Genomic DNA, 24,484 nt, shown 5'->3' with positions numbered 1-24,484 from the left:
GTTGAGCAGAGTGTTAGATATGAGTATAAATATGAAGTTGAATATAAAGTGAAAAAAAGAGCTGTCCCATCGTCATAAGTCTGACGTTAGGGGACAGCTCTTTCTATTTCGTGTGTCATGTGTCATGTGTAGTGTAGTCCAACATGGTTAGTGAGGTCACTAGTTTGCAGCAAGTATCTTGATGAAAGTTTTTTGCCTAGGTAAAAAATAGACTCTAAAACCGCAAACCCGAAACCCGAAACCCGAAACCCGAAACCCGAAACCCGGTAAGGCTTATATAACTGTTGCTGGAAAGTAGAGATTCAGCGAAATAGGTACAGGGGGAGTTAAAGGGCAGACTCCGATTCGTGAGCCTTCTAAGCTTCTGAATACAACCTCTATTAACCCGAAGTAACCAAGCTCTTAAGAAACAAGACGCAAGGATAAAGCCATCATCTTAGCTAGCTAAGTGGTTTGTATCCACGAAAACCCCGAATAGTCTTCTACGAAGCTTACTCCTCAGAACACCTTGGAACGGACTCAAACGAACCGAGCACACGCTATTCTAGGAAAATCTGCACATACCAATTTCTAACGAATCGTAGGATCGTTATTGTGTGGAATTAATCGAGTTTGTCGGTGATATGACCGAATTCTAGCTGAATAGAGTGTCTGGGATTCGTTAGAATTTTCGTAGCATGATATTTGGCTAAATAAGGTGCACTGGGTTCGTAAGAGAAAAAAACTGCGAATTTGTAGCACCCTAAGTCTACTTTTACAAACCACTTAAATTTCGAATCCCCGAATAGGCTTCTACGAAGCTTGCTCCTCAGAGCGTCTTGGAACGAACTCTAACGAACCGAGCACACGCTATTCTAGGAAAATCTGCACATACCAATTTCTAACGAATCGTAAGATCGTTATTGTGCTTGAGTGTGAGAGTTATCGGCAATTTGAACGAGATTTAGCCGAATACGGTGTCTGAGATTCTTTAGAATTCTCATACCACGTTATTCGGCTAAATAAGATGTGCTGTGTTCTTTAGATATAGAGCGAAGAGAAACTAAATCAAATTAAATCAAAGTTAGATTCGCAACAGATCAAGATCGAACTCAGGAACGAGTCCTTCTTTCATGGCACGACCAAGCAGTGCAGTGATTGCACCGTAACCATCATCACCCAGGTTGGCGCTGAACTCGTTAACGTACAGGCCGATATGTTGTGCAGCTACGTCAGGGTCCATTTCTTGGGCATGTTCCATAACGTATGCTCTCGACTCATCCGGGTGCGCCCATGCATATTCAACGGAGGCGCGTGCCCATCCGGCGAGGGCATGAGCATCCATGTTGCGACGTGCGATGATCGCTCCAAGCGGGATCGGAAGGCCTGTGTCGCTTTCCCACCAGTTCCCGAGATCTGTCATTAGTTTGAGATCATAATTCTGGTACGTGAAGCGTGCTTCATGGATGACAAGTCCGGCATCGATCTTGCCGTCACGAACAGCAGGCATGATCTGGTCGAATGGCATGACAACAATCTCGCCTACACCGCCAGGAACATTTTGCGCTGCCCACAGACGGAATAATAGATATGCTGTCGAGCGTTCACTTGGCACAGCAACCCGTCGTCCAGACAGATATGCTGGATCGGTCGTGCCATTTGCGGTCAGAACCAGCGGGCCGCATCCTCTGCCGAGTGCACCACCAGCTGGAAGCAGAGCATAGTCAGACAGGACGTATGGCAGTGCTGCATAAGATATTTTCATCACTTCAGGTGTATCGGGTCCATCGGGATTTGCCGCCAGACCATTGGTAATATCAATATCCGCATAACGGACATCCAGCTCAGGTGCGCCCGGGATTAACCCATGCACCCACGCGTGAAAGATAAATGTATCGTTTGGACAAGGGGAAAATGCAATTTTCATGATGTAATAACCTCCCGTAAAATGGAACTTGCAGCCTGAAGCGCATCGAGGGCATCCTTGATGCGCCAAGCGTTGCGGTCGCGTGGACCGACCGCGTTGGATATGGCCCGCAGTTCGAGTGCTGGCACGCCGAACTGCTGGGCAGCTGTTGCCACGCCGAAGCCTTCCATGCCTTCGGCGGCGGCATCCGGCACGCGGCGCAATAGCTCCGCGGCCGTCTCCGCTGTTCCGGTCGCCGTGGACACGGTGACCGCAGTGCCTCCGCTGACAGCGAGCCCAGACCGCTGCAGCTCATGGCGCAGGCGAGCGGCAAGCTCCGCGTCCGCCGCCACAATGGACGAGCCGAATCCAAGCTCGTCCACACTAAGGAAGCCGTCTGGCGTCTGCGAGCCCAGATCGGCAGCAACCATGGCGTCGGCTACTACGAGGGAGCCGACGTCTGCCCGGCCGGGGAACCCGCCGCCGATGCCGGCACTGATCACCAGCATGTAGGCTGGTGAACTACCGGTCCCGGCAAGGGGCCCCGGCCTTGAAGATGTGGCAGATGCCTGTGCCACATCGGATGGGCTTGGCGCATTGGAACCCTGCGCCAACGCCCTAGTGCTCGCAGCCGCTACGGCATATGCCAATGTAGCGGCTGTTCCTGCTGCGGCCGAGGCTGGGCCAACGCCCGCAGCGATGACGTCAAATCGTTCCGCGGCCATGTCTCCCAAACCACGGAGGACCGCATCTTTTTCCGCATCAACCGCGGTTACAATTAACACACGTTGTGATAAATTTGCTTGTACCGGACTAGTATCTGAAGTCGTTGTTGCCCCGCTTAATTCTCCCTGTTGGTCACTAGTCTCGAATGATGCGTTCGCTTTAATATTCTGATCTTCATCCTGTCTATGTTCATTCATATCGGATTCTCCTTGTGAGGTATTAGCAGTGTAACATATGCTTCCATAGTATCTTTCTTACAGCAAGCTTCTAGTTACACTTCTTAGGGTTATTACTGACTTCTATATTTCCGTGTAAATGTATAGTTCAACTTATATAAATGGAATTCGGGGATATATTTGTCCACTACAAAAGGACATTTATCTTCATTTTGTCTTTCAAAGAGTGGACACTTTTTCTAAAAAGATACTATATCGATCCAGGAAAATGAGACACTACATATAGATGTTTTCAGATATAAAATTAAAAATGATCTATATGTAGAATATCAATTCCAGGGTGATTTCTCATGTCCATGTCCACCCTTTAAAAGACAAATATGCAATATGTATGCTCAGTGCGGACAGCACGAGTTGGCACTCCAAACGAACAGATAAACGATTAAAAAGGCTGGAGTCTGCCCGACCCATCCAACGCGAATCATATAAAGCCTTAGGATTTTAGACCAACAAGCCAAATGAATAACGGGCCCAGTCTACACTCGACCACTGCATAGTAGCTTATTTGTGCAAACCCGAATTTAAAGCAAATACAAAGTCTCGCTAACTCTAATTTAGCTGCTACTGTACGGCCTACCGTTTGTGCAGACAATAGATCTATAACGCGAGACAACACAACACAACACAATTAACGCATAACAGACCTAACAATCAATCAGGTTAAACGCGCACAAAAAGTAACAAAGATATAGTGATTATTGAACAATATTTCATCTCCATCATAACGGAAGGGGAAAGACCTGAACAACCTTTGCATGTAATTCTGTCAAAAGCAATCAAGCAAAGGTTGCGGGTAGCCGTATCACTTCGAGTAGCCACATCTAGCCACATCGCTTCAGATAGCCGTTTTGCCTCACTTCATGTGAACGCCACCCTGATCGTGCCCCGTCCTAAGCCGGAATGGACCTGCTTCCCAAATTATATATGTCATTTAAACCATATAACCTATCTTTATTAACGTACTCTCAATAAAACAAGAAGTCAAAGTCAACGGTTGACAATTCGCTTTAACTGTATTAATAATAGTAGTACAGTTAATACACCTAAGAGTTGAATACGTACAGCTGTACAGCTTAGGTAATGCCTTTTTACAGCCAGATAACTACACATACACCTCAGATACAGTCATTTAAAACCCATGGGTTATTTCACACATTTACAGAAAGGAGGTGCGGGATGTTCGAATTAGATGTACGCAGCCGTAAGGCGATCTACGAGCAACTAGTGGACAAAGTCAAAGAAATGATCGTATACGGTATTCTAAAGCCCGACGAGCAGCTTCCTTCCGTTCGTGCGTTATCCACGCAGCTGACCGTGAATCCAAATACGATTCAGAAAGCGTATCGTGAGCTTGAACGTGAAGGTTACATTTATTCTTTGCAGGGAAAAGGGAGCTTCGTATCATCGTCAGTGGAACATCCGAATGAAGCCATGAGAGATGAGATCAGAGAGTCTCTGGTGAAGTTGATTGCAGAAGCTTCGTATTCCGGTTTGACCAAAGCGGATATGACGCTTTTGTTTGAGGAAGCGATGGCCCGTATAGAGAAGGAGGAGCCTCATGATTGAGCTGAATCAAGTCGTCAAAGCATTTGAACAGGAAAAGGCAGTGGATGGCGTAACGATGCACATACATAAGGGGTCGATCTATGGTTTGCTCGGTTCCAACGGGGCAGGCAAGACATCTCTGCTCAAAATGATGGCTGGTATTTACCGTCAGGACAGCGGGACTGTTCGTATCGAAGATAATGAGATTTATGAAAATATGGATCTCAAAGGCCGCACAATTTTTATGGCAGATTCACCCTACTTTTTCCCGCAATCTTCAATAACTCAGATGGCTGCATTTTATCGTTCGGTATATCCGCGCTGGAATGAGGAACGGTTCAAGCAACTGGCTACCGTGTTCAAACTGGATGTAAAACGCAAGCTGCATCGCATGTCCAAAGGCATGCGCCGTCAGGCAGCCGTATGGCTGGGACTTAGCTGTATGCCTGAAGTGCTACTGATGGATGAGCCGATTGATGGCCTTGACCCGGTCATGCGTCAGCAGATCAAAAACTTGTTGTTTCAGGAAGCAGCTGAGCGCCAAGTAACTATTGTTATCTCGTCCCACAATTTACGTGAGATTGAAGATCTGTGTGACCATGTGGCGATTATGCACAAAGGCAGAATTATTGTAGAGAAGGATCTTGATGATCTGAAGGCCGATACGCATAAAATCCAGGTTGCTTTCCGCCACCCGGACCATGCGAAAGCCATGGATGAGCAGATTGATATTTTGCATGAAGAGAAACGGGGAAGTGTATCCCTGTACATTGTCAAAGGCAACCGACAACAGGTAACGGATCAATTCCGTATACATGATCCGTATCTGCTGGATGTACTGCCTTTGACGCTAGAAGAAATCTTTATTTACGAAATGGAGGACGCAGGGTATGATATTCAACCGATTGTTCTGTAACCGGGGCATCCTGATCCAAAATTTCAGACAACATGGATGGATAGGCATTTTATATCTCATCACATTGTTGTTCTCACTTCCGCTATATATTGGAACACAATATATAGAAGTACCTCTGGAAATCACCAGTCTGTTTCAGGCCAATGAAATTCATCTGGTATTTGCGCTGACCTTTCCTGTCGCCATAGCTCTGCTACTCTTCCGCTATATTCAAACTGGTGCACCTGCGGACTTATACCACAGTCTGCCCTTACAGCGTAAACATCTGTTAACGATGAATCTGTTGACTGGATATGTCATGATTCTGCTTCCGATCTGGATAACCACCGGGATTACCGGGTGGGTATGGGCGGTGCTCGATCAACCATCCTATATTTTCAGTGGTCATGATATCTGGATGTGGGGCGTGACGATGAGCATCTTCTCATTGTTTATGTTTACCCTGACGGTTGCCGTGGGAATGTGTATAGGCCAATCTATTCTGCAAGGACTTACAGTTTTTGGTCTAATATTAATTCCGGTGATCTTTTGGGGAGTTTATGAGCTTCATTTACAACGTTATTTGCTTGGCTTTACGTACAATAATTCGAGTAACTTTAACATGGAAAAAACATCCCTGCTCTTCCGAATGAGCTCTATGGGTTATTATCCTCCAGAATGGGGGGAATTGGGAATTTATGCGGCTATAACTTGTATACTCTTCGTGTTGTGTTATGTGCTGTATGCGAGAAGACATGTAGAGTCGGCGACACAAGCAATTACGTTCAGGATCGTCAAACCCATCTTCCGTTTTGGATTCATGTTCACATTGGTATTATTAGGAGGTGCCTACTTTACCAGAATTGCTCCTGAAGGATCAGGTGTATGGGGTATCTTTGGTTATCTGCTAGGTGGTGTGGTTGGTTATATTGGTGCTGAGATGATTATACGTAAAACATGGCTCATCTGGAGCAGCAGGTTACTCCCCCGGTTTGCAGTATATGGTATCGTGGCAGGATTAATTTTGTATATCCCTGTAGCCGATTGGAACGGTTACGCTAATAATGTGCCCTCAAAGGAAAATGTACAAATGGTACGACTGGGAGGAGACCATTACATCTATGTGAATGATAAAAGTGTAAAACTGGATGATAGCCCATTTTATTCAGATACCCCGGGTTATGTGGATGCTGTGCTTGCACTGCATCAGAAAATTGTGCACTCTGATCTGCCTTTGCTCGAAAGAGTACGTAATCAGAACAGCGGTCAGAACAGAAGCAACGATGAATATGTATTGATCGACTACCAACTCAATAATGGGAAAACGATGACACGTAGGTATCAGATTCCCGAAGAAGAATTCAGGCAGGAATTAGCAGAGGTGAAACAGTGGGAAGATTATAAATCAACGACTTATGACACCTATGCACTGGATGAAGATGTTCGCAGTATTGGTATTCGATCCAGTCTCAACTCGGAGCGTAAAGTATTCATTAGCGATCCTAAGCTGATTCGTGAATTCAAGGAACTTTTGAAGTCTGAAATACTCAATCAGACATATGAGGACCAGCTATCCTCATGGGAATCGTTCGCTTCGATAGAAGTCTATCAGGATTATCTTGATGAAGCATCTTCCAAAGAAAAGCTGGATCGACCGAGCCACAGTGTGAGTTATCAGTTCAAGGCAAGCTATGGCCGCTTGATGGAATGGCTCAAACAGAACAATCTCTATGATCAACTTACGGTATCGGCTGAGGATATGGCTTCTGCCCAATTTGTTAAACAGGAGATTGATAATCAAGGTAAATACAGAATGGTGTATCCTGAGCCTAATTTTGTGGATGTAAATATCGATGGTAACAGACAGGTCGCTACCAAAAATAAAAAAATAATCAGCGATCTGCTACTGCGACAAAGAACCGGTTTTTACACCGATCAGGATACGGTCTACCAAATTAAGCTCAACTCGGTAAGGGGACCGAACATCTATATGATGCTGAAAGAAGAGGATCTGACCGAGGAAATGAAAGCTATTTTGGTCAATCAATAAGCTGGGCTGTATCAGTTGTTAACTATAAGCGGGAAGGGTTCTCCCGTTGATCGAAAGTTTTATTCAACCAGTGAAACCAGATTTACTTGACCAGACACAGTGAATGGAATATATTAGAAAAAGGAAAGGTTCGAGTGACTCGTTCAATCGAATCTCATATGGAACGGCTTATGAGGGAAGCACCCGTAAGAGCAGGCAAATGCCTGACTTGCGGGTGCTTTTTTGTCGTTCGTTGATTTCGTTGGCTATTCTGCTAAATATTTTAGAAGAAAGGGTGTAGAGACGCATGCAAACAGAAGCATGGAAGGAAACGATAAATGAACAGGAGGCCATGGTATGTTGTTCCCTATTGGAACGATCAAGCTCTCATAACTTCATAGAACATCACGGTTTAGTAGAAGAGAAGAAGGGGCGACAGCATATCGAAGATATATCTACAGAAGAAATAGCTTTAATGGAGACGAGTGACATTCTATTCCCTTCTCCAATAGCAGGTAGCCATAGTCACATGATGGAACAAAGTAACGTCCGGCGTCGTCAATTGCCATCGATGACTCATCTTATTTTTGGATCACGCCTGCTTATAGGGCTTGTAATTCTGTTCAGCGCAGGCACGATCTATTTTGCTTCTTCAGTGGAGGCTGCGGGCATAGATCTTGGCGTAACCGCGCAAAAAGCATGGGATTCTGTTTTGAACAAAGCTGATGCACAAACCAAGTTAACGTTGAAGCAAGCGTACGAGAAAGTGGGGAACTGGAAGGCTCAAGAGCAGGTTTGGGAACAAAAACTAAAGACACTTCATGCCGCCAATACCGCGGAATTGGAGCGATTACGTGTAGAAATAAGACAAATCGATGATGCGAAGGTCGCAGCTCTAGCTGAAAAGGTAAAGCAAACACAGGCCCGATATGAACCGCTATTCGCCCTCTATAGTTCAGTCAATCGACAGTTGGATGCAGCCAAAGCCATCAAAAATAAGGAATGGAGTGCAACGATCCGCACACAGGCAGAGACGTTGAGACCCTTTGTGAAGCTTGCCAGAGAAGACATCGGGATCAAGAAAAAGGAACTTGCTGAAGCACGTAAACGGAAGAGCGCTGAAATAAAACGTTTACGAGCTATGCTAGCAGGGGCCGACTCCGCGAAGAAACAGATTCAAACGGCTAAAAAACAGGCGAGTCTGGCAAAAGAACGATATTCCAACGCTCTACAACAGTTCAAACAGAGTACAAAACAAAGCCAAACGTCACGTGTACTCAGCTCATTGAACACCTTGGCGTCTGCAGCAGAGAAGTGGGCAGGCACAAAACAACATATCCACACACTGGAGCAAAAAGTATCCACTACGTATGTGAAAGTCAGACAGGAAATCGCTAAGAGACCCAAATAAGAGGAAACCTGGTCCTCTCCGCAACGTACACAACTTTAGATGTAAAGACGCTTCGATGATGATGGAACGAGGTGAAACTATTGCAGTCCAAGTTGGAAACGAAACGTACGAGGGCAAAAGGTTTTAAACGTAAACGTTACTGGATTCCCAGCGTTGTACTAATTTTGATCATAGCTTTTATTGGGATTGGTACACAATGGACACCCAAAATAACGGTGTTTTTATTAAAATCATTAATTGAAACTACTAATACAGACACAAATAGCAAGGACACTATGCTCTCGGATGGGATAACTCGTGTTGCGGATGTACCCTATGCAGACGATGGGCGTAATGACAGTACGCTGGATATCTATTATCCTTCCGTAACATCGGAACCTTTGCCTGTCGTGTTGTGGGTTCATGGTGGTGGATGGGTCTTGGGTGACAAAAAGGATATCGCAGATTATGCCGTACAATTAGCCAAACAGGGTTACGTTGTGGTCAGTATGAATTATGCGCTCGCACCGGATACGAAATATCCCATTCCCGTGATCCAGACGAATCAGGCTTTGACTTACGTGAAGAACCATGTCAGTGAGTATCACGGTGACCCGGAAAACATATTTCTCGCAGGCAATTCGGCAGGTGCCCAGATTGCAAGTCAGACTGCGGCAGTGGTGACCAATCCATCTCTCGCCAAGCTGATGAACATAACACCAGCCGCCCAGCCGGAAGAGTTGCGTGGGGTTCTGCTATTCTGTGGTCCATACAATCTAAGCACGGTAGCCAATACAGGCTTTCCACTCATACGGACATTTCTCTGGTCATATACGGGAGTCAAAACATTCGAAGACTATCCACGACTGCATGAAATGTCGACCGTGCTTCAGGCCACAGCAGCGTACCCGCCTGCATTTATTACCTCAGGCAATGATGACCCGTTGACCAGTCAATCGATTGAGCTGGCACAAGTATTGAAGCGCCTTGATGTTGAGGTGGAAACCTTGTTTTTCTCAAACTCATCAGAGAAGCTGGGACATGATTATCAATTTGATCTGGAGAGTGACGCTGGACAACAGGCGATACATTCGGCAGTACGATTCATGCAACAGTATAGTCGATGAGCAGACAAGTCTGTGGTACACTCGAAGCAAATGAGGGCGCAGGAGGAGAAGTATGGCAGATAAAGAAGATTTGACCCGGTTCGGGGTGGCGTTTCCTACACCTCTAATTGAGCAGTTTGACCAGTATATTGAGGAACAGGGATACAAAAACCGATCTGAGGCTTTCCGTGATCTTGTTCGCAAAACATTACTGCAACCTTCTGCATTACAATCCGATCAGGATGTGGCCGGCACCATTGTTATGGTCTACGATCACCATATCAGTGATCTTCCCATTCGTTTGATGGAGCTCCAGCATGAGGCGCATCATGACATCATTTCCAATATGCACGTGCACCTGAACCATGACCAATGCCTGGAGGTAATTGCCGTACGGGGTAACCTGGGACGATTGCGTCATTTGCATCAACAGATCCAGGTACAAAAAGGTGTTTTGTATGCGGAGCTGTCTGTGACTTATGTAGATGAACTCAACAAACTGGCTCATGCTCAGAGTCGTCAGGATGGCAACCCGGATCAAAGTCTGGATCACAATCAAGGTGCGGGTCAGCATGGTCACAGTCATCATCATCGCTCTGCGGAGTAAGACAAATATGGGTGTAATTTCTATGAAAATATAGCAAATCTAAAAAAAACAGACTATTGGTTAGATGCCAACCGTCTGTTTTTTTGTTTGTTATAATACCTGACTTTATAGAGCGCTACAAATGCTCGATTATATAACTTTTTAATTATTAATTCTAAAATATGAAAAAATATGGATTATGAAGTCAACTTTATTGACATGCTTTTTAGTTTTTGTGCTACAATTTCTCTAATAAGTAACACGAAACAAGTGAGTGCAGCACATATTTAGAGGGGGAACGACCAGAATGGGCAGATTTTCATGGAGATGGGGAAAACGAAAAGGTAGAACAGGATTAGGCATTTTGCTTGTATGTTCCATTGGTTTATCTGGTTGTGCACAGAGCACAGCGCCAACAGCTTCATCAGCAGAGAATGGACAATCAGGAACAACCTCAACCAAAGACGAATTGGTGCTGGCGGTTGGCACCGAGCCGGAAGGTGGGTTTGATCCAACAACCGGATGGGGGCAATATGGGTCACCACTTTTCCAGAGTACCTTGCTGAAGAGGGATGCCAAGTTACAACTGGTTAACGATCTGGCAACGGCATACTCAGTTAGTGAAGATGGGCTGACCTGGACGGTTACACTTCGGAACGATGTAAAATTCTCTGATGGGGAGCCACTTACGGCTGAAGATGTGAAATTTACGTTTGATACGGCTGCTCAGAGTGGGTCTGTCATTGATTTGACGAATATGGCTGATGTGAAGGCACCTGATGATAGCACGGTTGTATTTACACTGAAGTCGCCACAGTCTACTTTCATCAGTCTGCTGACGACACTTGGCATTGTGCCTGAACACGCCTATGGGGCTGATTACGCAGAACATCCTGTCGGTTCGGGACCGTACAAGCTGGTTCAGTGGGACAAAGGACAACAGGCCATCGTGGAAGCGAATGAAGAATATTATGGTAACAAATCTGCATTCCACAAACTCACCTTCCTCTATCTGGATGAAGATGCAGCCTACGCCGCTGCGCAGGCAGGTACGGTGGATATCGCTGCTATCCCGGCAGCGTTTAGCAAACAACAGGTGAATGGCATGACATTAGAGGCCGTGAAAACCGTAGATAACCGGGGCATCATGTTCCCCATGCAACCTGCTGGTGCCAAGTCGGGCGATGGTCTTCCCGCAGGGAATGATGTGACATCTGATCTGGCGATTCGCCAAGCGGTGAATGTTGTGATTGATCGTAAGGCTTTGGTTGAGGGTGTACTGGAAGGGTACGGTCGTCCAGCGTATTCCGTCAGTGATGATCTGCCTTGGAGCAATGCAGAAGCTGTATTTACAGATGCCAATCTCGAAGAAGCGAAGCGCATTCTGGCGTCTGGTGGCTGGGTGGATGCGGATGGTGATGGTATCGTCGAGAAAAACGGCGTTAAGGCCGAGTTCAATCTGCTTTATTTTGCAGGTGATTTAACAAGACAATCTCTGGCACTGGCTGCTGCGGATATGGTAGCCCAGGCGGGAATCAAAATCAATGTTGAAGGCAAAAGCCGTGAAGAGACAAAAAAGATGGCTTACTCCAACGCTGTATTGTTTGGGTGGGGCAGTCATGATCCTTTGGAAACCTATAACCTCTATAGCAGTACTCATAAAGGAGAAGGGTATTACAATGTGGGGCTGTACAGTAATCCTGTCGTGGATTCTTGGATGGACAAAGCCCTTAAGGCAACAAGTGAAGAAGAGGCATTGCCGTTCTGGCAGAAAGCGGAATGGGATGGAACAACAGGTTTCAGTTATCAGGGTGATGCGCCATGGGCATGGCTCGTAAATATAGATCATCTGTATCTGGTTACGAATGGACTGAACATTGGTGAGCAGCAGATCCATCCTCATGGTCACGGCTGGCCGGTGACAACCAATCTGGAGGAATGGTCCTGGGATAACAGTACAAAGTAGGAAACGTACCGGTAGCTTTAGCCTGAATTGGGGAGAGATTGGATGACAGGCAGGAATGGATGGGCGAGATTTGTTGGTTTTAAAATGTTGCGACTTGTATCTTTATTGGTTGGAGTCAGTGTGTTGTCTTTTATATTAATGCAATTCTCTCCTGTGGACCCGATAGAAGCCTACATTGGTGGAGACATGATCAGGGTAAGCGCCGAACAGCGCAGTTTAATCGAAGAACGTTGGGGATTGAATGAATCTCCCGTGGAACGATTACTAACCTGGGGACAAGCGCTGATTCAGGGAGATCTGGGGACATCAATGATCTACAGACAGCCTGTAGCGGATATTATCCAGGAACGGTTCATGAATTCTGTTGCACTTATGGCTGTGGCTTGGATATTATCCGGCATCATTGGTTTCACTCTTGGTGTAGTTGCTGCCATGAGACGGAATTCGAAGCTGGATCGCCTGATCTGTTGGTATTGTTATACGCTGGCCTCCACGCCGGTATTCTGGATTGCGCTGTTGCTGCTGATGGTATTTGGGGTGTGGCTCGGATGGCTTCCAGTTGGCCTTGGGGTACCCGCAGGAATGTCAGCTGATCAGGTGACCTGGGGAGATCGGGCTATTCATATGATTCTACCAGCGTTGACTCTCAGTTTGACTGGGGTAGCTTCCATTGCTTTGCATACCCGGCAGAAGCTCACGGATGTGCTCGAGTCAGATTATATTCTGTTTGCGAGAGCGCGGGGTGAGCGTGGATTTCAGCTGTTCCGTCGACATGGGTTCAGACATGTTGTTTTGCCAGCCATAACACTACAATTTGCTTCGTTCAGTGAACTGTTTGGTGGGGCTGTGCTTGCAGAACAGGTATTTTCATACCCCGGCCTTGGTCAGGCGACGGTTCAGGCGGGGTTGCGTGGAGATGTTCCACTGCTGCTTGGACTTGTGATGTGCAGTGCGATTTTTGTTTTCACAGGTAATATGGTTGCCGACATTCTGTATCGCTTGATTGATCCACGGATGAAGGAGGAGCTGATGTCATGAAGCAGACGGTAGAACGCTCCTCCGAGCAGACGACAGAAATAGCCGAAGTACAGAAAGTGAAAACTGCGAGTCAAGAGGTACGGTACAACATTAATACCGGGTCTCTACAAGCTGAGACTGGAAAAGGAACAGGAACAACACGCCAAACGAGAAAAGAGTATACGGCTGCCAGAGACCAAAATTTCCGCAACCCTCGCCAAAGAGCGGTGATCTGGGGAAGCCTCGCGGTGATCTGGATTGCCGTTGTGTGGTTGACGGGCAGGCTGCTTCCGGCTGGTTCTACGCTGACTTCACTAATGGATCGGAATTTGGCTCCAACCTGGGCCCATCCATTTGGCACAGATTGGCTCGGAAGAGATATGTTCATGCGTACGTTAAAAGGATTGGCAACCAGCATTCAAGTGGGATTGCTTGCTGCATGTGGTGGCGGATTGATCGCACTGCTGTTGGGTTTGACTGCCGCTTCAAGCAAGGCTGCTGACCGGGTAATCTCATGGATTATCGACCTGTTCCTGAGTGTACCTCATCTGGTATCGCTAGTTATGCTGGCCTTTGTATTCGGTGGAGGTCTGGCAGGAGTGGCGGCAGCGATTGCGCTGACGCATTGGCCGAATCTGGCCCGGATTGTAAGAGCGGAGATGATTCAACTGAAATCCGCAGAATACATTCAGGTTTCACACAAGTTGGGCCAATCGAGGTTACAGGTTGCGATGCAACATATGCTGCCACATCTGGTCCCGCAGCTGTTCGTGGGCATATTGCTAATCTTTCCCCATGCGATTCTGCATGAGGCAGCCATTACGTTTCTGGGGCTGGGGTTGTCCCCGCAACAACCGGCAATTGGAATTATTTTGTCAGAGTCGATGAGATATTTATCTGCTGGTATGTGGTGGCTCGCCTTTTTCCCCGGACTGGCATTGTTGCTGGTTGTTCGTGCGTTTGATGTATTGGGCAACAGTCTGAAGACATTGACGGGTACAGGTAGTTCAAGGGAGGTGAGGTAAATATGGCTCTTCTTGATATTGAGGGAGTGTCGGTGTCATTTCGGCGCGCTCGTGGTTGGTTTGGGCACGAACAGACTTATGTCATTCAGAATCTGGATCTTTCCGTAAACAAGGGCGAGATCGTGGCTGTTGTAGGCGCAAGTGGATCGGGTAAAAGTGTGCTGGCGCAGGCCATCATGGGCATTCTGCCTGCCAATGCCAGGTTAGAGGGACGTATTAGCTATAGCGGCGAGCCTTTGCCCCCAGAGCGGCAGCTTCATCTGCGTGGTGAAGAGCTGATGTTGATTCCACAATCCGTCAGTTATTTGGACCCTTTGATGAAGGTGGGAAGGCAAGTTCAGCCGGTAACCCGAGATTTGGGAAGGAAGCGTAGATTTATGAATCAAATCCACTTGAAAAAGACGGAGCAGGAGCTGACGGATCGTTATCATCTTCCTCAAGGAACAGCCGGGAAATACCCGTTTGAGTTGTCCGGAGGTATGGCAAGGCGGGTGTTAATGGCTACAGCGACCTCAGGTCAGCCAAAGCTGATCATTGCGGATGAGCCAACACCAGGAATCCATCCCGAAGTGTTGGCCGAGACGATGAAGCAATTTCGCAAGCTTGCAAATGAAGGCGTAGGTATCCTATGGATTACGCATGATGTTACGACAGCGCTGACGGCTGCCGATCGCATCGCTGTATTTTACGCGGGGACCAATGTAGAGGCGGCGCAGGTGGATGATTTTAAAGGGAATGGAGAACGTCTGCGTCATCCATATACAAAAGCGCTCTGGAATGCGTTGCCGCAGAACGGATTTCAACCACTCCCAGGCTCCCAACCGTTGGCAGGTCAAGAGATCACGACAGGATGTTCATTTGCTCCCCGATGTAATGCAGCAACCGCTGTATGTATCGGTGAGCGTCCAGCGCTTCGTAAGGTACGAGGCGGAGAAGTGAGGTGTTTCCATGTCACTTGAAGCACGGGACGTGAGTTACCGTTATGATCCGAAATCGTGGGTGTTCCAGCAGATGAATATGCAGGTGAAACAAGGCGAAGTCGTTGGCTTGTGGGGACCAAGTGGCTGTGGAAAAACAAGCCTTGGACGCATCCTTGCAGGATATGCCGAACCTGTGGCAGGACAAGTGCTTCTGGATGGGAACCCACTCCCACGTACAGGAGTATGTCCGGTTCAGCTGGTATTCCAACATCCGGAGAAAGCTGTGAATCCACGCTGGCGAATGCGTCGTGTACTTCAGGAGGCGTCTGTGCAGGATGAACAGTTGCTCGAAGCTTTGGGTATTCAGCAGACCTGGTTGGACCGTAGGCCGACTGAATTATCCGGTGGAGAACTGCAACGTTTCTGTGTGGCGCGGGCGCTTGGCACAGCGACACGTTATGTGATCGCAGATGAGATGACAACGATGCTGGATGCAATCACTCAGGCACAGATCTGGCATACCGTGATGGAAGTGGCTCGCCAGCGTGATCTGGGATTACTGATCATAAGCCATGATCGAGATTTGTTGAACAGGTTGTGCGACAGAATTACACCGATGCCGATATCGATGTCACTGTAATTTTAATTATGTTCGAATAAATAAAATGATCGAATGCAAAAAGGGTGACCCTTGTGAAGTCATTGACCATGAATATGAGTCATGGACTTGACTACGAGGCCCCCCTTTTTCTATTTTGACAAATATTCACCATTTAACAAACAGTACACGTTTTGTTCGCAACGTACACAGATGTAACTGGACAGCTTATTTGCCCGACACATTGCTTAACAACACAGATAACCTGCGCATCGCCTCTTCAACCGTGGAACGTGGACAGGCTACATTAATGCGCATGAACCCTGAGCCCTCTGTTCCAAAGAAGCTCCCGTCATTGAAAGCAAGCCCTGCTTCATGAAGAAGCATATTGCATAGTTGTGCATGTGGGATATTCAGCTCCCGGAAATCCATCCATAACAGATAGGTCGCTTCGGGCAGATGCATCTTAATCTGAGGCATATGTTCCGCAACATATTGCTGTACATACTCCATATTTCCACGGATATAGGCAAGGCACTCATCCAGCCATTCCTCGGCATCATTGTAAGCAGCTTCGGTTGCGACAGCTCCCAGTGTGCTGATATTGGCAAGTCCCATCGTTTTTACACCCTGAGCGAACGATTCCCGTAACTTAGCATTGGGGATAATGATGTTGGATGTGCAGAGGCCAGGAATGTTGAACGTTTTGCTTGGAGCCGTACAGATGATACTTAGATCAGAGACGGCGTCCGAGATCAGGGTCAGTGGTGTATGAGTTCCGCGCTGATGAACAAGATCGGCATGGATTTCATCTGAAACCATCAGTACGTTGTATTGCAGACACAATGACGTAAGCCCTTCAAGCTCTTCACGAGTCCATACCCGTCCAACCGGGTTATGAGGACTGCACAGAATCAGCATTTTGACCCGACCGGTCTGTAAGCTGGATTCCAGTTGTTCCAGATCCATCGTGTAATGACCGTTATTCTCTACCAAAGGATTGGTGATCAGTTCACGGCCCTGACCACGTACTACTTCATAGAAGGGAGCATACACCGGAGTTTGGATGACCACTGCATCTCCCGGTTGAGTGAATCGTTGTACAGCAATGCTGAGTGCAGGCACAATACCTGGAGTGAATACAATCCAGTCATCGTTAATTTTCCAGTTGTGGCGCCGTTCCATCCAGCCTGCAACAGCTGCATGATACGCCTCAGTCCGTACTGTATAACCAAAAACCCCGTGCTCCATCCGTGTTTTCAGGGCCTGAATGACGGATGGTGGGGCAGCAAAATCCATATCGGCCACCCACATCGGAAGCGCATCAGCGGCTCCGAAGATATCCTCAAGCGCATCCCATTTTTCTGATCCGGTAGAGATCCGGTTAATAGGCTGGTCAAATGTGCTGTTATTGTTGTTCATCGTATTTAATCCCCCTTGAGTTCCGTTCCTTCGACCACAAATCGACAAATAATTATCTAATACATTGGTTAATTTCGCAACTATTGTGCGTGTATGATTAGCTTCATATGTATGGTCCGGAATTCAGGACTTTATTCATATAAGAACAACTTAACGAGCGAGAGTACAGCGGGCATACGACAAAGACTATTTTTGTACGCCCTTGGTCCTGTTTTGTCCATTTATCGTTTACAACCTCTTGTCAGATGCTATTATATTGCTAACATTTGGTGGAACAACGGGCTGTTATCTGAATAAGCTCGTACCCATACATGATGAGCATAACTACATGAGTCTTTCGCGTACATCGAGCGATCGTCTTGAATCGTATTATGCATAAGGCTGACATTTGAACTCAGGAGGCGTTTAGAGATGAAAAGCAAAAAGTGGTTGGTTGCTGCGGGTGTGTTTGGCATGGTGTTAACCGGATCGGCAGGTGTATATGCAGGTACACAACTGGAGACAATCAAAGCTTATCTGAACCATGGGCTCGCCATCGAAGTGAACGGACAGAAATTTACACCGACAGGTGACCAGGGCAAAAAGCTTGCGCCAATTACATATCAAGGCAGTACATATCTCCCCGTTCGTTCGATTGCCGATGCGTTAAAGACCGAAGTGAAGTATGATTCCCAAAACAATAAAGTAAGCATCGGTTCTTCAAGCTCTTCTGGTGGGTCAACATCCACAGGCAACAGCGGATCGACATCGCCCTCAACAGGTACAAACACACAGGCGGCAGGAGTAAAGTCCAAGTATCTTCCGGCTGATTTCCCATTACCGAAGGATGCGAAGGCAACAAGTCTCATTGAGAACATAATGGATGGTGACAAAAAAGTAGTGCTCACGTACACAACCAAAGAAACGTTGCTAACCGTTGGAACATCCTACAAAGACTACTACCAGACCAAAAACTTGAGCCAGAACACTCAGGATATCCAGGCAGATGGCTTCAGCATTGTGGGTCGTGAAGATGGCAAATATGCCGTAACCATCACAGGTTCGGTGTCTGCAACCAACAAGGATCTGAATGAAATCACCGTAGTGTGGGGCGAAGAGTAATCTTTCCTTCCATAAAAGGTGAACAGCCAAAGCCGCCCGTTGAAATCATAACAGATTTCATTGGACGGCTTTTAGGGTTGTATCCATATCTGGTTCTATAATCTGAACTAATAGTCTAAATATTAGTCCGTTACAGGTACTCGTTAAACCATCCGGCAATATGCTCCAGACGGCGTACCCTCAGATGAGGATGACCTCCACGGGACAACTCATGGTTGGCACCTGGGAAACGAACAAGCCTGGTGGTCTGCTTGCGCCGTTTCAGCGCAATGAACAATTGCTCAGCCTGTTCAATTGGACACCGCAGATCCTGTTCGCCATGCAAAATGAGCAGCGGGGTGTTCACGTTACCGACATAAGCGAGCGGGGAATGTTTCCATAATTTTTCCGTGTCATCCCACGCGTTACCGCCAATCTGGTCTTCCGTGAAGAAATATCCAATGTCACTTACACCGTAGAAGGATAGCCAATTGGAGATGGAACGCTGGGTAACAGCCGCCTTAAAGCGGTCCGTGTGTCCAACAATCCAGTTGGTCATGAAGCCACCATAACTGCCCCCGGTTACGCCCAATCTGGATTCATCGATAAACTCATACTGGGACAGGGCATAATCCACACTCTCCATGAGATCGCGATAATCGCCACCGCCATAATCTCCGCGACAGGCGTCTACAAACTGCTGCCCGTATCCGAGGCCACCGCGTGGATTGATATACACAACAGCGTAGCCTTGTGCGGCGAGAATCTGGAACTCGTGCATAAATGTAAAACCATACATCATGTGCGGGCCGCCATGAATCTCCAGAATGGTCGGAATTTTGGCCCCGTCGACCATGCCATGAGGTTTCATGATCCATCCTTGCAGCCGTAGGCCATCTGAGGAATTGAACCAGAAGGTCTCAGGTGTACTTAGATGGATCTCATCCTCAAGCTGTGGATTGCTGCGGGTGAGCTGAATCGGTTCTACCCCGGGATTTTCCGCTTGTTCATATATATAGAGATCACCAGGATTTAGTGTATCGGCTAAAGCGGCAACGATCTGCCCGTTTTCCAACTCGGCAAATTGATAAATCTCCCGTTCGTCAGGCCATATATAGTCGGCACTGCTGCCGTCTCGAGCGAATTTGGCGATGCGTACACTACCATGGATGGTCGCCAGACAGAAGATTGAAGAACCATCTCTGCTGAATACAGGCCCCGTGGTTGTCAGATGTGAACGCATGTCGCCAACAATGCTGTGATTCAACTGTACGTCCCAATCCGTGCTCAGACATACGAGTTCACCACCTGATATCTGAAGGGTGTACAACTTCAAAAGTGTGGCATTTCCATAGGAACGGTCACTGGCGAGCAGTGCAAGAGATTGTCCATCCGGTGCAAAGGCCAGTCGGCTGAACGTATATCCTTCCGGGGTCAACTGCTTCACATCCGATCCGTCTGCTTTGGCAAGGTACACATGATTAGTCAGGGTGTAATCATTATGGTCCTCGCCTTCTTCAGGCATCTGCGCAATCCAAGCGATGGATGTTCCGTCCGGGGACCAGGCGTAGTCTCCGACGTCATAATGACCTGTAGTTACAGGAATTGCTTCCGCATCGATCGGTGCGAGAGCGAAAAGGTGGGAACGTCGACCGTTCCACAATCCACTGGCATCTGACTTCATGCGAATCCGGTCTACGACATGTTCTTGCAGCAGTTTGGGTTTATCGTCTATAGGATCTGTATGTTCTGATTCTTCATTTCCGCTCATATCCACGGATGATTTCGCAAGTATGGTATGACCATCCGGTGACCAGAGCAGAGAACTGACGCCATGTTTCAGGTGACTGATTTGCTGTGCTTCTCCGCCATCTGATGCGATAATCCAAACTTGGTATTTCCCATCAACCTCTCTTAAAAAGGCAAGCTGAGACCCATCGGGCGACCAGGCAGGGGAATGATCCTTCTCACCAGAGGTAAAGGGCCTGTCCTTCTGACTCCCCAGATGCAGCAGTCTCAGGTGAGAACAATAACCGTCACGTGCTTCATTCGTTTTCCGGCTTACATATACCAGTTGTCCGCCTTGAGGGGACGGAGTTGGATCATTAACCCATGTAATCTGATAAAGATCTTCCGATGTTATGCCGCGCTGACTCATCATTGTTTGTCCTCCCACCATGAATTAGAATTGGTTAATTTCCTAACCTTTCCATTTATATTAACGGAAAGCTAGGGACAGGACAATATGACTAAGGATGGGAGGGGAGACTTTTATAACAGCGATCGGAAGGTTGTTCTGTCATCGGAGTGGCAAGTGTAAATATTCTTTGTTCAATTCATATAGGTGTGTTAAAAGGATTTGCTCGAAGGATGACGAATCCTAATGTTGAATAAGCGCAGAAATGACGAAAAATGGTCGTAATTCAATGTTTAACATTGGTGAATTTGGTTTAATGTACAATGCAATTCCTGTTCTACATTCAGCTATTTGGTTCATAGCCATTCGTTTATATAGAACTTGTATGATTCAGTCACAATGGAGGAGGAACGTCACGTTGAGCACATCCTATGAGCAACATGTGGAATATCCAAACCGGAAACGAATGGCGTGGCTCACGGCAGGGGCAGCACTTTTTGTGGCAGCCGGATTTTTTTTGATTTTTGATCGTTCTTCAGTTACGAATGATTCCATCCTTTCGGATGTGATTGGACTTCTATCCATTTTGTTTTTTGGGCTATGTTTCTGCTACAGTCTGGTAAAGATGATTAAGAAGGAACCTTCTTTTGTAATCGATGAGGATGGGTTTGTGGATGCATCTTCTTATACCGCAGGAGGAGCCGTGGCCTGGAAAGACGTTGAGAATATTTTTATGTATGAATTGATGGGACAGAAAATGATCGGGGTCAAGTTACGGGACGAGAAAGCCTTTCTGGATCGCCAGAACGGGATGAAACGCAAATTGATGACGGTCAACAGCAATATGGTCGATGCAACCATCAGCGTTGCCCAAAGTAGCCTCACAGTGCCGCTGGATCAATTGTATATCATGATGATGAGCCACTGGAGACATGTGAGTGATAATATGATTTATGATTCGTATAGTCGTCGTTAGAGAGGTCACAATGTCCATAGAGTCTTCAGAATGGAGGAATATAGATGATGCATGGTAATCAAACACGCACGATTCTACTTCCGGATGGAACTGCCTTGCCTGCGATAGGACAAGGCACATGGAACATGGGAGAGAAGCAATCCAGCCAGCAAGAAGAAGTACGCGCACTGCGTTCCGGTATTGAACTGGGAATGACCGTAATTGATACGGCGGAGATGTATGCAGAAGGTGGGGCAGAAGTTGTTACGGGAAAGGCCATCGCGGGCTATCGTGATGAAGTTTTTCTCGTATCCAAAGTGTATCCCCATCATGCGGATCACAAACAGATGATTACCGCTTGTGAGCGTAGTCTCACGCGTCTTGGTACAGATCGTCTGGATCTGTATTTGCTTCACTGGCGTGGAGGAGTACCGCTCGAAGAGACGGTTGAGGCTTTGGAACAATTGAAGCAATCCGGTAAAATCATTCGCTGGGGTGTATCAAACCTGGATACAAGGGATATGCAGGAGTTATGGAGTCTGCCGGAGGGGTCTCAGTGCATGGTGAATCAGGTGCTCTACCATGCAGCTTCGCGTGGTATTGAACATGATCTGCTTCCCTGGATGCGGGAACGGAGCGTTCCTGTAATGGCGTATTGTCCACTGGCACAGGGTGGCAGACTTCGAAGTGAATTGTTGGAGCATCCAGTTATTCAGAAGATTGCGCAGGATCGAGGAGTTACGACTTCTCAGATCGCATTAGCCTGGGTGATCAGGGATGGAGATGTACTGGCGATTCCGAAGGCGGTACAGCTGAATCATGTGGCAGACAATGCAGCAGCAGTGAGTATCGTTTTGACACAAGAGGAACTCGCCCGTTTGGATGAGGCATTCCCTGCACCTAAAGGCAAAGTACCTCTAGATATCGTGTAAAATAGATAACAATACGATTAATAAAGTTATGCAGAGCAGATCTTCACGATCTGCTCTTTTTTTGTATGGATATCGATAGCAGAAGCTTGCCCATCAATTGAGCGAATATATATTTTAACAAATGGGCTTTACAACACTATTTCACTAGTGTACTATGTAACTAACACACCAGTACAGAGGGGAGCGAGAGCTTTGTGACTATAGAATTTGATAACAATTTACCAATCTATCTGCAGATCATGCAGTACATCAAGAGACAGATTGTAACCGGGACACTTCAAGCAGGTGACAAAATTCCTTCGGTTCGTGAACTGGCGGCTGAACTACAGATCAATCCAAATACAGTACAACGGACATTTCAGGAGCTTGAGCGGGAAGAAGTGGTCGAAACCAAACGGGGCTTGGGCAGATATGTGACCAGTGAGGAGCGGAAGATTATGACGATCAAAAAAGAGATGGCCGGTGAATTGCTGGAACGCTTTCTGACCGGAATGCAGGAACTGGGGATCGAAGAGCAGGATATCTTATCCATCGTAGCCGATGCCGTTGCGGAAGGAAAGGGAGGAACAACGCATGAGTAACATCCTTGAACTGAACCAGATCAATAAGACATATGGCAATAAGAAAGCGCTCAGTAATATTACATTGGATATTGCTCCAGGACGAATCGTAGGTCTGCTGGGTAGCAACGGTAGTGGAAAAAGTACGCTCATGAAGCTGGTTGCAGGGTTGTTACATCCGAGCAGCGGAACGATTCAAGTCACAGGTAAGCCTGTTGGGCTGGAGACAAAGGCGCTGGTTTCATTTATGCCGGATCGCCCATTAACCGAGAAGTGGATGAGAGTGCGGGATGCGATTGCGTATTATCGCGATTTCTATGCTGATTTTGATGAGGAGAAGGCGCGGGAGATGCTGGACTTCATGAACCTTGTCGAGAGTGACCGGGTACGACATCTGTCAAAAGGTATGAATGAACGACTACAACTAACACTGGCACTTTCTCGTAAGGCTCGTCTGTATTTGCTGGATGAACCGATTGGCGGAGTAGATCCGGTCGCGCGTGGCAAGATTCTGGATGCGATCGTCAAATTCTATGATGAAGACAGCAGTCTGATTATCTCCACGCATCTTGTGAATGATATCGAACGGATTTTTGATGAAGTTGTCTTTATTCGCGAGGGTGAGCTGGTGATGCGGGAAGAAGTGGAAACGCTCCGTCTGAAATATGGGAAAAGTGTGGATGAGATGTTCAAGGAGGTCTATGCGGAATGATGACATTATTGAAGTATGACTTTAGAAGGAACTGGAATACACTGCTGGCTGGGCTAGTTATTTTGATTATCGCGCAAGTGGGGCTTTCCCTTTTCGTGTCTGAGGTCACAGGGATTGTGCTTGGCATTATGGGTTATGTTGGAGTTGGTGTGGCTATTTATGTGAAAATGATCAAAACATACACGTCCAATATCCGCTCTTATAATCGCCGTCTGTTACCCGTAACGGGCCTATCACATGTGTTGTCTCCTTTGATCTTTGGACTACTTTGCGGGTTGGGGTTAGTCATTATATTCGCGACTCATGCCTACATCTATATCTCAATGAAGCTACGAATGAACATGGCTACCAATATTGATCTTTCGGGTCTGCATGTTTCGGATTATATTAGTTTGTTGCTGTTTAGCGCATGGGTTATGGTATTCATGACCGTCATTATCTTCCTTTCGATCTCGATTGCAGGCAGCTTCCGTTGGAGAACGGGGCCTTGGATTGGAATCGTTGCATTCTTTGTCCTCGTTAATCTGCTTGGCTGGTTGGAAAATATCATTACGACAGGACGTTTTAGTCCAAATGAGATGTTCCGGTATACGGAAGAAAGTACAGGTATTGCAATCACAGCCAATGGTGTACTATGGTCGGACGGCATGTGGGGAAGCATTGTATTTGAAGTCATTGTGGCGGTCATCTTGGTGTGGGCTACCATTTACCTGAACAACAAAAAAGTCGAAGTTTGATGACAGGATAATTTGAACGTGATGC

At 46.9% G+C, this 24,484-nt stretch carries 21 protein-coding genes; 17 read left to right on the top strand and 4 right to left on the bottom strand.

What is annotated here, in order from left to right; genetic code table 11:
• Positions 1 to 1,063 precede the first annotated feature (1,063 nt).
• Together C161_RS20630 and C161_RS20625 are read right to left on the bottom strand one after the other, a co-directional pair.
• Positions 1,064 to 1,906 carry a 1,4-dihydroxy-6-naphthoate synthase gene (locus C161_RS20630; protein ID WP_036672450.1) on the bottom strand — a complete coding sequence of 281 codons (843 nt, stop codon included), beginning with the start codon at positions 1,904 to 1,906 and terminating at the stop codon, positions 1,064 to 1,066.
• Positions 1,903 to 2,808 carry a futalosine hydrolase gene (locus tag C161_RS20625; RefSeq protein ID WP_036672448.1) on the bottom strand — a complete coding sequence of 302 codons (906 nt, stop codon included), beginning with the start codon at positions 2,806 to 2,808 and terminating at the stop codon, positions 1,903 to 1,905. The genes C161_RS20630 and C161_RS20625 overlap by 4 nt, the downstream gene beginning before the upstream one ends.
• Positions 2,809 to 4,023: 1,215 nt before the next feature.
• Between C161_RS20625 and C161_RS20620 the strand changes: the two genes are divergently transcribed.
• From C161_RS20620 to C161_RS20570, 11 genes are all read left to right on the top strand, one after another.
• A complete protein-coding gene (locus C161_RS20620) occupies positions 4,024 to 4,413 on the top strand; it encodes a GntR family transcriptional regulator (RefSeq protein WP_036606399.1) in 390 nt (129 codons plus the stop codon).
• A complete protein-coding gene (locus C161_RS20615; protein ID WP_036606401.1) occupies positions 4,406 to 5,308 on the top strand; it encodes an ABC transporter ATP-binding protein in 903 nt (300 codons plus the stop codon). Before C161_RS20620 ends, C161_RS20615 begins: the two co-directional genes overlap by 8 nt.
• Positions 5,283 to 7,337, top strand: coding sequence for an ABC transporter permease subunit (locus tag C161_RS20610; protein WP_036672446.1), 2,055 nt, complete (start codon positions 5,283 to 5,285; stop codon positions 7,335 to 7,337). The genes C161_RS20615 and C161_RS20610 overlap by 26 nt, the downstream gene beginning before the upstream one ends.
• A 286-nt stretch (positions 7,338 to 7,623) precedes the next feature.
• The gene (locus C161_RS20605; RefSeq protein WP_036672445.1) at positions 7,624 to 8,727 is read left to right on the top strand and encodes a hypothetical protein; all 1,104 of its coding nucleotides are present in this window, start codon (positions 7,624 to 7,626) and stop codon (positions 8,725 to 8,727) included.
• Between the two features lie 71 nt (positions 8,728 to 8,798).
• A complete protein-coding gene (locus tag C161_RS20600; RefSeq protein ID WP_235193875.1) occupies positions 8,799 to 9,833 on the top strand; it encodes an alpha/beta hydrolase in 1,035 nt (344 codons plus the stop codon).
• A 52-nt stretch (positions 9,834 to 9,885) separates the two neighbouring features.
• A complete protein-coding gene (gene nikR / locus C161_RS20595; protein WP_036672443.1) occupies positions 9,886 to 10,419 on the top strand; it encodes a nickel-responsive transcriptional regulator NikR in 534 nt (177 codons plus the stop codon).
• Positions 10,420 to 10,705: 286 nt separating this feature from the next.
• Positions 10,706 to 12,364: an ABC transporter substrate-binding protein gene (locus tag C161_RS20590; protein WP_051449839.1), complete on the top strand. Its 1,659-nt coding sequence runs from the start codon at positions 10,706 to 10,708 to the stop codon at positions 12,362 to 12,364.
• A gap of 42 nt (positions 12,365 to 12,406) precedes the next feature.
• Positions 12,407 to 13,402 carry an ABC transporter permease gene (locus C161_RS20585; RefSeq protein ID WP_036672441.1) on the top strand — a complete coding sequence of 332 codons (996 nt, stop codon included), beginning with the start codon at positions 12,407 to 12,409 and terminating at the stop codon, positions 13,400 to 13,402.
• Positions 13,399 to 14,406: an ABC transporter permease gene (locus tag C161_RS20580; protein ID WP_036672439.1), complete on the top strand. Its 1,008-nt coding sequence runs from the start codon at positions 13,399 to 13,401 to the stop codon at positions 14,404 to 14,406. The genes C161_RS20585 and C161_RS20580 overlap by 4 nt, the downstream gene beginning before the upstream one ends.
• A 2-nt stretch (positions 14,407 to 14,408) precedes the next feature.
• On the top strand, positions 14,409 to 15,365 hold the full coding sequence (locus tag C161_RS20575) for an ABC transporter ATP-binding protein (protein ID WP_036672437.1): 957 nt from the start codon (positions 14,409 to 14,411) through the stop codon (positions 15,363 to 15,365).
• Complete coding sequence (locus tag C161_RS20570; protein WP_036672435.1) at positions 15,355 to 15,966, top strand: ABC transporter ATP-binding protein; 612 nt, start codon at positions 15,355 to 15,357, stop codon at positions 15,964 to 15,966. The genes C161_RS20575 and C161_RS20570 overlap by 11 nt, the downstream gene beginning before the upstream one ends.
• A 186-nt stretch (positions 15,967 to 16,152) precedes the next feature.
• Here the strand turns inward: C161_RS20570 and C161_RS20565 are convergent, their stop codons facing one another.
• Positions 16,153 to 17,346: a MalY/PatB family protein gene (locus C161_RS20565; RefSeq protein WP_036672434.1), complete on the bottom strand. Its 1,194-nt coding sequence runs from the start codon at positions 17,344 to 17,346 to the stop codon at positions 16,153 to 16,155.
• A gap of 411 nt (positions 17,347 to 17,757) precedes the next feature.
• Between C161_RS20565 and C161_RS31645 the strand changes: the two genes are divergently transcribed.
• Positions 17,758 to 18,447 carry a stalk domain-containing protein gene (locus C161_RS31645; RefSeq protein ID WP_051449838.1) on the top strand — a complete coding sequence of 230 codons (690 nt, stop codon included), beginning with the start codon at positions 17,758 to 17,760 and terminating at the stop codon, positions 18,445 to 18,447.
• Positions 18,448 to 18,577: 130 nt separating this feature from the next.
• Here the strand turns inward: C161_RS31645 and C161_RS20555 are convergent, their stop codons facing one another.
• Complete coding sequence (locus C161_RS20555; protein ID WP_036672431.1) at positions 18,578 to 20,587, bottom strand: S9 family peptidase; 2,010 nt, start codon at positions 20,585 to 20,587, stop codon at positions 18,578 to 18,580.
• Between the two features lie 394 nt (positions 20,588 to 20,981).
• Here C161_RS20555 and C161_RS20550 point away from each other — a divergent pair, with 394 nt between their 5' ends.
• The 5 genes from C161_RS20550 to C161_RS20530 all read left to right on the top strand — a co-directional run bounded on the left by C161_RS20550 (position 20,982) and on the right by C161_RS20530 (position 24,459).
• Positions 20,982 to 21,539 carry an STM3941 family protein gene (locus C161_RS20550; RefSeq protein WP_051449837.1) on the top strand — a complete coding sequence of 186 codons (558 nt, stop codon included), beginning with the start codon at positions 20,982 to 20,984 and terminating at the stop codon, positions 21,537 to 21,539.
• A gap of 47 nt (positions 21,540 to 21,586) precedes the next feature.
• Positions 21,587 to 22,450 (top strand): aldo/keto reductase, encoded by an 864-nt coding sequence (locus C161_RS20545; protein ID WP_051449861.1) that lies wholly within the window; start codon positions 21,587 to 21,589, stop codon positions 22,448 to 22,450.
• A gap of 194 nt (positions 22,451 to 22,644) precedes the next feature.
• Positions 22,645 to 23,031: a GntR family transcriptional regulator gene (locus tag C161_RS20540; RefSeq protein WP_036606428.1), complete on the top strand. Its 387-nt coding sequence runs from the start codon at positions 22,645 to 22,647 to the stop codon at positions 23,029 to 23,031.
• Complete coding sequence (locus tag C161_RS20535) at positions 23,024 to 23,722, top strand: ABC transporter ATP-binding protein (RefSeq protein ID WP_017690291.1); 699 nt, start codon at positions 23,024 to 23,026, stop codon at positions 23,720 to 23,722. The genes C161_RS20540 and C161_RS20535 overlap by 8 nt, the downstream gene beginning before the upstream one ends.
• Positions 23,719 to 24,459 carry a hypothetical protein gene (locus tag C161_RS20530; RefSeq protein ID WP_036672426.1) on the top strand — a complete coding sequence of 247 codons (741 nt, stop codon included), beginning with the start codon at positions 23,719 to 23,721 and terminating at the stop codon, positions 24,457 to 24,459. The genes C161_RS20535 and C161_RS20530 overlap by 4 nt, the downstream gene beginning before the upstream one ends.
• Positions 24,460 to 24,484 lie beyond the last annotated feature (25 nt).

This window comes from Paenibacillus sp. FSL R5-192, from assembly GCF_000517845.1.
Taxonomy (GTDB): Bacteria; Bacillota; Bacilli; order Paenibacillales; family Paenibacillaceae; genus Paenibacillus; species Paenibacillus amylolyticus.
Note: the sequence above shows the minus strand (reverse complement) of the source record. Positions and strands in the feature narration are given on the sequence as shown.

Excerpts from the sequence above, each read along its gene's own strand:
- C161_RS20630 (WP_036672450.1), bottom strand. The coding sequence starts at position 1,906 with ATGAAAATTGCATTTTCCCCTTGTCCAAACGATACATTTATCTTTCAC.
- C161_RS20625 (WP_036672448.1), bottom strand. The coding sequence starts at position 2,808 with ATGAATGAACATAGACAGGATGAAGATCAGAATATTAAAGCGAACGCA.
- C161_RS20620 (WP_036606399.1), top strand. The coding sequence starts at position 4,024 with ATGTTCGAATTAGATGTACGCAGCCGTAAGGCGATCTACGAGCAACTA.
- C161_RS20615 (WP_036606401.1), top strand. The coding sequence starts at position 4,406 with ATGATTGAGCTGAATCAAGTCGTCAAAGCATTTGAACAGGAAAAGGCA.
- C161_RS20610 (WP_036672446.1), top strand. The coding sequence starts at position 5,283 with ATGATATTCAACCGATTGTTCTGTAACCGGGGCATCCTGATCCAAAAT.
- C161_RS20605 (WP_036672445.1), top strand. The coding sequence starts at position 7,624 with ATGCAAACAGAAGCATGGAAGGAAACGATAAATGAACAGGAGGCCATG.
- nikR (WP_036672443.1), top strand. The coding sequence starts at position 9,886 with ATGGCAGATAAAGAAGATTTGACCCGGTTCGGGGTGGCGTTTCCTACA.
- C161_RS20590 (WP_051449839.1), top strand. The coding sequence starts at position 10,706 with ATGGGCAGATTTTCATGGAGATGGGGAAAACGAAAAGGTAGAACAGGA.
- C161_RS20585 (WP_036672441.1), top strand. The coding sequence starts at position 12,407 with ATGACAGGCAGGAATGGATGGGCGAGATTTGTTGGTTTTAAAATGTTG.
- C161_RS20580 (WP_036672439.1), top strand. The coding sequence starts at position 13,399 with ATGAAGCAGACGGTAGAACGCTCCTCCGAGCAGACGACAGAAATAGCC.
- C161_RS20575 (WP_036672437.1), top strand. The coding sequence starts at position 14,409 with ATGGCTCTTCTTGATATTGAGGGAGTGTCGGTGTCATTTCGGCGCGCT.
- C161_RS20570 (WP_036672435.1), top strand. The coding sequence starts at position 15,355 with ATGTCACTTGAAGCACGGGACGTGAGTTACCGTTATGATCCGAAATCG.
- C161_RS20565 (WP_036672434.1), bottom strand. The coding sequence starts at position 17,346 with ATGAACAACAATAACAGCACATTTGACCAGCCTATTAACCGGATCTCT.
- C161_RS31645 (WP_051449838.1), top strand. The coding sequence starts at position 17,758 with ATGAAAAGCAAAAAGTGGTTGGTTGCTGCGGGTGTGTTTGGCATGGTG.
- C161_RS20555 (WP_036672431.1), bottom strand. The coding sequence starts at position 20,587 with ATGATGAGTCAGCGCGGCATAACATCGGAAGATCTTTATCAGATTACA.
- C161_RS20545 (WP_051449861.1), top strand. The coding sequence starts at position 21,587 with ATGCATGGTAATCAAACACGCACGATTCTACTTCCGGATGGAACTGCC.
- C161_RS20535 (WP_017690291.1), top strand. The coding sequence starts at position 23,024 with ATGAGTAACATCCTTGAACTGAACCAGATCAATAAGACATATGGCAAT.
- C161_RS20530 (WP_036672426.1), top strand. The coding sequence starts at position 23,719 with ATGATGACATTATTGAAGTATGACTTTAGAAGGAACTGGAATACACTG.